Source organism: Rhodococcus sp. YH1, from assembly GCF_009939605.1.
In the GTDB taxonomy this organism is placed as follows: Bacteria; Actinomycetota; Actinomycetes; order Mycobacteriales; family Mycobacteriaceae; genus Rhodococcus; species Rhodococcus aetherivorans.
Genome location: NZ_WVTE01000219.1, coordinates 41,288 through 50,609, shown reverse-complemented (window position 1 = coordinate 50,609; position 9,322 = coordinate 41,288). Strand labels below are relative to the sequence as shown.

Below are 9,322 nucleotides of genomic sequence, written 5' to 3'. Positions count from 1 at the left end.
GGAGCCCCCGGGGATCGGTAGAGCCGACACACGGCAGACGAGCCGGGGCACACTCCTAGCCAGGGCGAGGGGGCACCGTCCGCCGGCCGCGGGAGCATACGTTTGCCGGCCCCGAGACCAACGAGGCGAAGATCCGACTGCCACACCGACCACCGAGCACACTGCTCGTCGACACCTCGGTCACCCCGAAGGGGGTCCGGGGGCGGGATCGCCCCTGGTCAACGCTGCAAATGCGACTCGGCGCACCGAACCGGGGGCGATTCCCGAGTTCGATGCGCCGAGGTGAGACTGGCAGGCATCAGACGTGGACGTTTTTTGATGTCGGTCTGATTGTTTGTTGATTCAGATTTGACGCTGGAAAGTTGCTTTTCCGATGTTGTTGTGATGCTCAGATGGTGATCGGGGTGTCTGCCTCGGAGAGCCAGCGGTAGACGGTGGCGACGGAGCGGTCGACTTCTTGGGCGATGACGGGCACGTCCACTCCGGCCTGGCGTCGGGTGAGTGCCCATTCGCGACGTTCCTCGTGGGAGTGGAAGGTCGGGATGGGGTTGGTGTCGAGGTGTGTGCCGGGCAGGTGGGGCAGTGGCACCTCGAGCTGTCGAGTGAGAGCGTCAGCGGTCGCGGTGCGAGTCGGTTGCGCGACCGGGGTCTCGTTCGCGGTCTCGGCGGCGGCACAGTTCTCGGTGGTGGTCGTGACGTGAGTCTTGGGTGCGGTCGCGTTCTCGTTCGCGGTCTCACGGCGCGGCTGTGTCGCGGGCGCGGATTCGATGTGGGTCTCGGCGGGGTTCTCGGTGGGTGCGGCGGTGCGACGGCCGAGAACGGTCAGCGCGTGGGTGGAGGCGAGCAGTGAGATCGGCGGGAGTGTGGCGATCACGGCGGCGAGAACGGAGTTGAAGCCGGGGGTCGTGGTGAGAACGGCGTGGATCGCGTTTCCTGCGATCGAGACGGTGGCGGCTCCGATGAGAATCTTCCAGAAAAATCGTCGCGCCCGGTGGTCGTGACGTCGGGAGACGACTCCCATCGTGGCTTGCAGGATCGTTCCGTCGACGATGACGGGGAACAGGAAGGCGATCTCTTCCGGTTGGCCGGCCTGGATGCACAGGTCTCGCAGTGCGAGGAAGCTGAGAATGAACGCGGCCGCCCCGATTCCTACGGTGATGGTCACGCCTGCGAACCACATGGATCCGCTGACGGCTGTCACGTTCTCGGGCATTGAGGTGTTCTTGTTCTGGCGTCGCTTCGTCCACATCATAGTTCCCATAGTAACAATGAGAACCATGGCATGAGAAGGGGTTTCTCAGATGAGAGTCGCAGGTCACGACCGGATCGAGTCGGGTACGTGAGATGAGACGGCTGCGCCCCGGCCGGTTCTCGGGGGAGCCGGTCCGGGCCGCGTGATGGTTCTTATCGTTCGGGTCGGCGTCTCGCGATGTCGGCAGGACCGTGGCTCCGGAGTGCGAATCCGTCCACGCCGACGACGATCGGCCACGACAGCACGCTCGCGGAAAGAAGAGATCGAGTATCGAGCCTCCCGGGTATCAAGCTCGGGAAGGTTAGTTCGCGGCGATCAGACCGAAGACGCCGACGACGAATCCCATGAGGCCGCAGTAGAGGAAGAGGGCAGCGCCGAGTCTGTTCTTCTCTTGCCGTTCCCTCCTGGTCACGCTTTTTCGCCGCATGTACTCGCACGCTCCGAAGCAGATGAGCGCCGCGACGATCAGTAGCCACCACAGACCCGTGAGACTTCCGACGAGGTCGCGGGCAGGCTCGGGCGGGCCGTCGAAGCCGAGGTAGATGGTTCGGGCGTAGAGGTGGAGCTCGTTCACGTCGGTGGCGGTCTTTTCTCAGGCTCGGTCAGTCGGTGGTCGGCACTGTGTCACGCGGCACCGACCGATCTTGCGTCGTGGTGCGGCCCGCTATCGGCTCGAAGGTGAGAATGGTTACCGCCACGACGAGAAGGACGGCGGCAACTGTCATTCGGCCGGCTACGTGGTGGGCGTTGTTTGCGCTGGTGGCAGCGTTATTGTCGCGGATTCTCGCGCACGCTCGCATGGGTGCTCGAGGGTTATTCGGCGCTGCTGCCTGATATCATGGATTCCATAGTGATAATGGAATCCATGAGGCGTGAGAGTCCCGCCGCCGGTGAGAGTGGGTGGTTCTCATCGTGTCCTCAACGCAGTTGAGGACGTGCGACAGAGGACCCGTCAGGTGCGATTCCAGCGGCCGACGCCGGTCTGGGCGGTGGACTTGACTTCCCCGGCGGCCGGGGCGTCCCAGCTGTGGCCGTTGTTGTGTTCGGCTTCGAGTCGCTCGATCGTCTCGAGGACGGCGGCTTCGAGGAATTCGCTGAAGGTGCTCGGCGGGAGGACTGCGCGGGTACCGAGGTAGGCAGCGCGAATGCGTTCGGCCTGGTCGGTGTGGAACCCGAGTTTGGGTCGCGGTGTGCGTGACGCCTTGGTCATTGCTGGTCCTGCTCTCCTGGGCGGCCGGGGGCGTTGCGTCCGACGCCGGTCTGGGAGAGGGATTTGAGTTCGCTGCGGCTGGGTGTGCGCCAGGGCCGGCCTTCGTTGTGTTCGGCTTCCAGGCGTTCGGTGGCCTCGACCAGTAGGTCGGTGATGAACTCGCTGAGGGTGGCCGGGGGCAGGATGACGCGGGTGCCGACGTAGGCGGCGCGGATCCGGTCGGCGTCGGCTTCGGTGATGTCGAAGGCCATGCGCTTCTTCCCGGTCATGGTTCTCATCGTAACTTCGGGGTGGGTTCGGGCCTGCGGCCTCGCCGATTGTGCGCGCCGGGGCCGGACGGAGTGGGGACGTGCTCAGCGGACACGGCGGCCGAAGCGGTCCCTACGGACCTGGGTCCGCGGGCCGGAGTGGGTGGAGCGGGTGGCGAGGAGCTGGCGGAGGTCGGCGCGGGCGGCGGCGCGTGTCTGCTCGCTGGCTGGGGGGTTGGCGGCGCGGCGGGCGAGTTCGGCCTCGCGGGCGGCAGCGCGTTCGGCCTGGATGTGGGCGCGGCGTTCGGCGGGGGTGGGTCCGGCCCACACGTCGGCGAGGGCTCGGAGCTGCCAGCGCAGGAAGGCTGCCGGGGACGTTAGGCGCGGCAGGGTGCGGTCGTGGCGGAACTCGGTGATCCGGTCGGCTATGGCGTCGCCGGTCCAGCGGTGGGTGTCGATTCCGGCGTCGGTCAGGGCGTCGGCGATGGCTCCGATGTGCTGGTGGCTGGTGCCTGGCACGTAGTGGCCGTCCCGGTCGATGCCTCGGTAGTCGGGCATCGTGGGTGCGAGGCGGTCTGCGAGGCGTGCTGCGGCGATCTGGGTGCGCAGTGGTCGAGGGTAGGCGGTGGTCTCGGCCTTGGCGCGGCGCGGAGCGCGCGCGTTGGTGATTACTCGGGAACGGGAGATATCCGAAGAACCCAAGGGGTTCTTCGGTAGATCCGCATGATTCGGAAACTGGGGATAAACCGAAGGATCCAGCGCAAACTTGCTGGTCAATGCCCATACGGAAGCGGCGCGGAGTTGGCGGCCTCCGTGAGCGAGACTGGCCTCGATGCGTTCGGCGATGGTCAGGTAGCGACCGCATACGATTTCGACTGCGGCTCCGATGCGGCGAAGGATCCGGCGGGCTCGGTCGAGGACGTCGGTGCTGATGCCGGCGTACTCGGCGAGGGTTTCCCGAGCTGCGGTGAGGCTGCGGCCGGTGGATTCGTCGGCGTAGGCGGCGTGCGCGTTCGCGGCGGCGATGAACTTGTCCGGGGCGAGGCGGTGCTGACGGCAGGTTTGGATGCCGGTGTCGCTGCGCGCCCAGGTGATGATCTGGCGCATCCATCCGGCGCGGGAGTCCCAGACGGGGATGGGGGAGTAGGCGCCATCGGCGACGTGGAGGTGGTAGCTACCGCGACGGCGGCCGCGGCGGGTCTTGGGAGCGGCGCGGCCGGGGCCTCGACGGTTGGCACGCCTCGTGTGGACAAAAGTTGAATCAAGCGCGGTGCGCTCGCTAAGATGCATAGCGAAGACTTTCTGGGAGAGAAAGTTCGAATGCCCGAAACGTTTGGCGACCGATCGGGCAGATATTTGGTTTGGAGAACCCTCCACCTTGGCCGGTGGGGGGTTTTCCGCTTCTGAGGGGCGTCTAGTTGGCGGCTACCGTCCCTCTGGGCTGGGGTTTACACGGGCACCGCCTTGATCTCGCGGGCAAGGTCCGGCCTACCGGCTTGGAGTGCGAGTAGGTCGGCGACGTACTGAGACAGCGCGATCCTGGCGTCTTCGGCGTCCCGACGGAGCTGTTGATGCAGCTCCGCGGGGATACGTAGAGTTATCGCGGCGCGGTCGCCTTTGTGTGGCTGTGCCATTGTGCGAACCCCCCGTTCTTCAAGATCGGCCGATGAATCTGCTTCAGGTTAGCGGGCCGAGTGGCCTTTGTCAGTTTCCGCGCACCTCGGCGTGGCGCGTGGTTTTATTGTACGGTTCTAACTTCGCCGAACGAGGTCGGCCTAGAGCTTCTCGAGCATGTCGAGGCGGATCTGCCGGGTGCGCTCCCATACGGTGCGGAGCTCGCGGACTTTGACCTTGTAGATGCGTGCGAGTTCGCGGGCGACCTCAGGGTCGTAGTCGCGCCGGCCCTTCTCTATGCGGGTGAGTGTGGTGGTGCCGACGCCGAGCTTTTGCGCGACATCGGCCTGGTTGAGGCCGGCGAGGGTGCGAAGATCGGCGAGGGTGAGTTCGTCGGAGCGAAGGACGAGCAGGTCACCGATTGTCACGCGCAGCTTCTTCGCGACGTCGGCAAGAAGGCTGGGCGTGGGATTGGCACGCCCGATCTCCCAGGAGCGCAGCGTGGCTTCGGAGATGCCTGCGGCATCGGCCAGGTCGTCTCCGGTCAGTCCGCGCGCTTCCCGTAGGCGGCGAAGCCGGGCTCCACTGAAGCCGCGAACCGTGCTTCTCGACAATCTCCCTCCCTGCTGGGACAGATTCTGGGCTAGGAACTCATCCATCTTGCACCCTTCCTGACGTGCGGATTTGCATTTCCGGTAGTAAGTTGCGGTGGTATTATGATACAAAGAGCCGCAGTGGGCGGGAAAGCGGTCGATCAGTACGCTCAGCTCGCTCGCAAGGGGCACCGAACGGCCGGGGGGCCATGCGGTTATCTCCCCCGGCGCGCCACATGAAACGGGAGGGTTATTCGTGAGCAGACATCGCCGCCGCAGGGCAACCAGTGCGGTCTTGAGCACCGCCACGCTGGCTCCGGCCGCTGCCGGATTGGTCATCGCACTGGCGCCGACCGCGGCAGCGGCTCCGACCGATAATTCCGGCGGGGGGCAGGCCGGGATCACTTCGACACCCGAGCCCGGCGGCGGAGGCCAAGCGGGCATCACCTCGACGCCTCCGGCTCCTGCGCCCGAACCAGCTCCGGCAGAGAACAACGAGGCCGATTACTGGGTTCCGGTGCCGGTGCAGTACCGGGGGGAGACCCGCCCGCTGCCGGGGTACGACTACGAGACCGGCATCTACGATGCCGACTACTACAGCGCGCCGGCCCCGATCGATCCGGGCCGGCTCCATCTGCCGGTCGCAGTCCAGCCGACCGCGCCGATCCAGGCACCGCCGAAGATGATTCGGGCCGGTCGACTGCTGTTCGAGCAGCCGAACTGGGTGTCCGATCCCGATGCGGACGACGTGAACCGCAACACCGCCGCAATCGAGGCGATGGTCACCGATGGCTACCGTTCGGTGGGCATCGAGACGACCGAGGCCGAGCGTCTGGCGGCCGCGCAGGTCGCTGGTGGCGCGGTCGGCGCGATCGGCGGCGCGGCAGCAGTGGGTGTCCCGGCCGCGGTCACCGGCGGTCTGATCGGCGGCACGATCGGCGGCAACCTCGGCATGGGAGCAGGCAGCGTCCTGGTGCCCGGCATCGGCTGGGTGCCCGGGGGTGTGGCCGGTACGGCAGCCGGGGCCGGTATCGGCGCGGCGGTGGCGGGTGTCCCTGCTGCCGTGGTCGGCGCGGTCGGCGGCGGCGCTCTCGGTGTTGCGGCCGGGACCGTCTACGGCGCGGGTGAGGATGGTTCGCCCATCGACATCGAGGTTCCGGACCTCGACCAGGAGTCGATCACCGACCAGGTCGCCTCCACCGTCACCGAGTGGCAGGTCGATCCGGCCACCGCTCCGGTGGCCGACGCGGTGACGCAGTTCGTCACGGCCGACGCCCCGGCTCTCGATGCACAGGCCCGCGAGTTCGTCGCAGCGCAGCCGGGCGGCGAGCAGGTGATCGAGCAGGTCGATGACACTCTCGGGTCCTTCTTCGAAGACGCGACGCCGGGCTTGGCCGCGCGTCTGATCAGTGAAGCGGTCGGAGGCGGTGTCGTCGGCGGGGTTCCCGCTGAGGACGGCGCCGCGGAACCGACGCTCGGCGCCTGAGTCGCGGTCGAGGGGGGAGACGAGGCGATGAAACGGAGCAACCTACCGGGTTCACCGCGCGTCCTGGACGCGACGGCACCCCGAACCCGCATGGTGCCAACGGGCGTGTCGGCACCGGTGCCGGAGGAGCGTTTCTCCTCCGCTGGGAGAGCTGGCGGCGGTGAGTCGGTGTCTCGAGTGGTGGCGGCGGCCGAGGCCGGTCGCCGCCCCGCTCGGCCTGCTGCGTCGGCGGTGGCGGGATCGACCACCTCCGCGACCGGTTCACCGGTCGGCCGTGGGCTGTTCTACGGCGGCGTCGGCCTGGCGGCTGTCGCGGTGGTGGGCATGGCCGGCTGGGGCGTGTCGGCGCTGGTCGGCGCGCTGAGCGGGGACGACGACGCGGACTTCGGTGGCCTGGTTCCGGCGACGGCAACTGCGGCACCGACCACGGCGGCTGCGGCGGAGGATCGGTGTTCACCCGGCGAAGGTGATCAGGTCTCCGGTGAGGGCGTGATCGCGGCGCTCGAGCACCGCTACTACCTGCTGCGGTCGGGTCCGGCGGTGCGGGAGCTGATGGCACCGGATGCGCCGTTGCCCGACGCGGCGACGATTCAGCAGGGGATCGACACCGTTCCGCTGGGCACGACGCATTGCCTCGAGGTGACGACGATCGGCCCGAACACCTACAGCGCGCAGATCACCGAGGTCCGCCCGGATCGCCCTTACGAGTTCAAGCAGCGCATCACGACGACCACGGCCGAGGACGGCCGGGTGCTGATCCGCTCCATCGAAGCAGTCGGGGGATAGTCCGGGATGAGGAAAGCAGGAATTGCCCTGACGGTCGCGGCGGCGGCCGCGGCCGCAATGACGGCGCCGGCGGCGGCCCATGCTGCCGAGGCGAACGGCTGTGCGCGCACGATCGCGTTGATGATTCCCGGCACGACGGAGACCTCGGCCAATGCCGATCCGAACACCCCGACGGGGATGCTCGCGGACGTCGGTAATGCGCTCGAGCAGCGATACGGGAAGAACCTCGACGCGCTGTATGTGCCGTACCCGGGGGAGGCGTTCTTCAACGGCACCTCGTATGCCGAATCGAAGTCGCGAGGCGATGAGGCGGCGGCGGAGTTGATGCAGCGCTGTGCGACGTCGAAGTTCGTCGTCGCCGGGTACAGCCAGGGCGCGCAGATCGGCAACGATCTGGCCGTCAATATCGGCCACGGCCTCGGCCCGGTGCCTGCGCAGCAGGTCGAGGCGGTGATTCTGCTCGCCAATCCGAAGCGGGGCACCGAGGGTGCGACGTTGATCGGCCCGCCCCTCGCCGGTCAGGGGATCGCGGGGCCGGCGCCGGAGGGGTTCGGCACGCTCGCGGGCAAGGTGTTCGATATCTGCCACCCGGACGATGCGTACTGCAACACCGACGGGCAGGCGACACCGTTTTTGGCGTCGCTGGGCCGGATCATCGCCAACCCTCCCGGCACGGTGGATGTCTCTGCCGAGCTCACCTCGACCGCGACGCCGCAGACTCCGACGATCACCGGGGAGTCGACAGTGGCGCAATCGTCGCTGGTCGATGAGCTGTCCTCGCCGGGGACCTGGCGCAACGCGGATCTGTCGGCGGTGTTCGGGGCGGCAACGCGGCTGGCCGAGTCGGTGTCCTCGCTCGACAGCGGTGGACCGACGTCGACCACCTCGGCAGCGAACATCGCCCGGATGACGCAGCAGGCTCGGTTGGTGTCGGAGACGTTGACGCCGGTCGAGCAGGCGCGTGCGTGGATCGACAGCAATCCGGGTGCGCGCGAGACGTTCACCTCGGCTCCCGCGGGGTCGCCGGAGGCGACGACCGCGGGTGTGCTCGACATGCTCGAGCAGGTCGACGTTCCGGCGGTGCTCTCGGCCGCCGAAGCGGTGACCGACACGAGCACGGCTCTGCTCGAGGCGCGGACCTCGGGTGAGCCGGTCGATGTCTCGACGCTGGCGGGGTCGGCGGACGCGCTGGTGGCGGGTCTGTCGCCGTTGGCGGCCTCGGGTCCGCCGGAGTTGCGGACGGCCACCCGCGTGCTCTCGGTGGCCAAGCCGACGACGATCATCAATCAGCTGCTGGGCGTCGTCTCGGGGGTGACCGCGGTCGACTATCCGGCGGTGGCGGCCGGGTTGCAGCAACTCCCGGGCAAGATTGCCACCGGCGATGTGCGCGGCGCGCACGCCATCGCGGGGGATCTGAACAATCAGCTCTCCCCGCTGGTGAAGATGGCGGCCGGGGTGGACTTCAAGACACTCTCACGGCTGGTGGCGATGGTTCCGGACCCGTCCGGCACGGCCGCAATCGCCGCGCTGGTGCTCGAGCTGCTCGGCAACGTCGATGTGATCCGGTTGGCGCGCAATGTCGGTGAGATTCAGGAAATCGCCTGGTCGGTCGCCGAAACCGGGAACGTGCTCGAGCTGTCGCGGCTGATGCCGGTCGCGGTGGAGCTGGCGCAGGTGGCTCTCGGCGTGCTCACGCCGGGGCAGAAGATGAGCCCGGAGCAGCTGCACGATCCGGGCGATCCGATCGGATCGCTGATGGCGGTGCAGGCACAGGACAGTGATCTGGCCGGCCTGAGCCAGTCGGTGATGGCGCTGGCGAGCAGTGACGACGCGGCCGAGCTCGGGCAGCTCGTGACGGAAGGATTCACTGCGGCGAGTTTCTACGCCTCGAATTCGCACATCGCCTATCCGAGCTGGTCGCCGGATGGAACCGGCACCGCGATCGACACGATGGTGAACCTCTTCGCCAAGGCGATCGGGTAACACCGGGCGGTTCTGGCGGCGGGTGGTGCCGCCGCCAGAACCGACACCTTCCCGGAAATAACGCGGCATCCGACCTCGGGCGGGCGGATGCGAAGTCACTCACGGTGCATGGCCTGGGCGGGCTGTCGACAAGCACTCATGCAAAGGGGG

Annotated in this window: 10 protein-coding genes; 3 read left to right on the top strand and 7 right to left on the bottom strand. The window is 67.6% G+C overall.

Annotated features, from left to right (window positions below; translation table 11 throughout):
- Window positions 1–388: 388 nt before the first annotated feature.
- The 7 genes from AIIKEEIJ_RS17620 to AIIKEEIJ_RS17590 form a co-directional block, all read right to left on the bottom strand.
- Entirely contained in the window at window positions 389–1,165 is a 777-nt protein-coding gene (locus AIIKEEIJ_RS17620) for a DUF2637 domain-containing protein (protein ID WP_235194012.1), read from the bottom strand.
- 388 nt (window positions 1,166–1,553) lie between these two features.
- A complete protein-coding gene (locus AIIKEEIJ_RS17615) occupies window positions 1,554–1,826 on the bottom strand; it encodes a hypothetical protein (protein ID WP_043797411.1) in 273 nt (90 codons plus the stop codon).
- A 378-nt stretch (window positions 1,827–2,204) separates the two neighbouring features.
- The gene (locus AIIKEEIJ_RS17610; RefSeq protein ID WP_043797412.1) at window positions 2,205–2,462 is read right to left on the bottom strand and encodes a ParB family protein; all 258 of its coding nucleotides are present in this window, start codon (window positions 2,460–2,462) and stop codon (window positions 2,205–2,207) included.
- A complete protein-coding gene (locus tag AIIKEEIJ_RS17605) occupies window positions 2,459–2,731 on the bottom strand; it encodes a ParB family protein (RefSeq protein ID WP_043797413.1) in 273 nt (90 codons plus the stop codon). The genes AIIKEEIJ_RS17610 and AIIKEEIJ_RS17605 overlap by 4 nt, the downstream gene beginning before the upstream one ends.
- Before the next feature lie 84 nt (window positions 2,732–2,815).
- Window positions 2,816–3,817 (bottom strand): hypothetical protein, encoded by a 1,002-nt coding sequence (locus tag AIIKEEIJ_RS17600; protein WP_043797414.1) that lies wholly within the window; start codon window positions 3,815–3,817, stop codon window positions 2,816–2,818.
- A 341-nt stretch (window positions 3,818–4,158) separates the two neighbouring features.
- On the bottom strand, window positions 4,159–4,344 hold the full coding sequence (locus AIIKEEIJ_RS17595) for a toxin-antitoxin system HicB family antitoxin (protein ID WP_003939322.1): 186 nt from the start codon (window positions 4,342–4,344) through the stop codon (window positions 4,159–4,161).
- A gap of 141 nt (window positions 4,345–4,485) precedes the next feature.
- Window positions 4,486–5,226, bottom strand: coding sequence for a helix-turn-helix domain-containing protein (locus tag AIIKEEIJ_RS17590; protein ID WP_235194013.1), 741 nt, complete (start codon window positions 5,224–5,226; stop codon window positions 4,486–4,488).
- Between AIIKEEIJ_RS17590 and AIIKEEIJ_RS17585 the strand changes: the two genes are divergently transcribed.
- From AIIKEEIJ_RS17585 to AIIKEEIJ_RS17575, 3 genes are all read left to right on the top strand, one after another.
- The gene (locus tag AIIKEEIJ_RS17585; protein ID WP_238406450.1) at window positions 5,213–6,403 is read left to right on the top strand and encodes an insoluble domain protein; all 1,191 of its coding nucleotides are present in this window, start codon (window positions 5,213–5,215) and stop codon (window positions 6,401–6,403) included. The two genes, AIIKEEIJ_RS17590 and AIIKEEIJ_RS17585, sit on opposite strands and share 14 nt — an antisense overlap.
- Window positions 6,404–6,571: 168 nt before the next feature.
- Window positions 6,572–7,189, top strand: a complete 618-nt coding sequence (locus AIIKEEIJ_RS17580; protein WP_338020977.1) for a hypothetical protein — start codon at window positions 6,572–6,574, stop codon at window positions 7,187–7,189.
- A gap of 6 nt (window positions 7,190–7,195) precedes the next feature.
- Complete coding sequence (locus AIIKEEIJ_RS17575) at window positions 7,196–9,172, top strand: cutinase family protein (protein WP_048774200.1); 1,977 nt, start codon at window positions 7,196–7,198, stop codon at window positions 9,170–9,172.
- The last annotated feature ends 150 nt before the right edge of the window (window positions 9,173–9,322 follow it).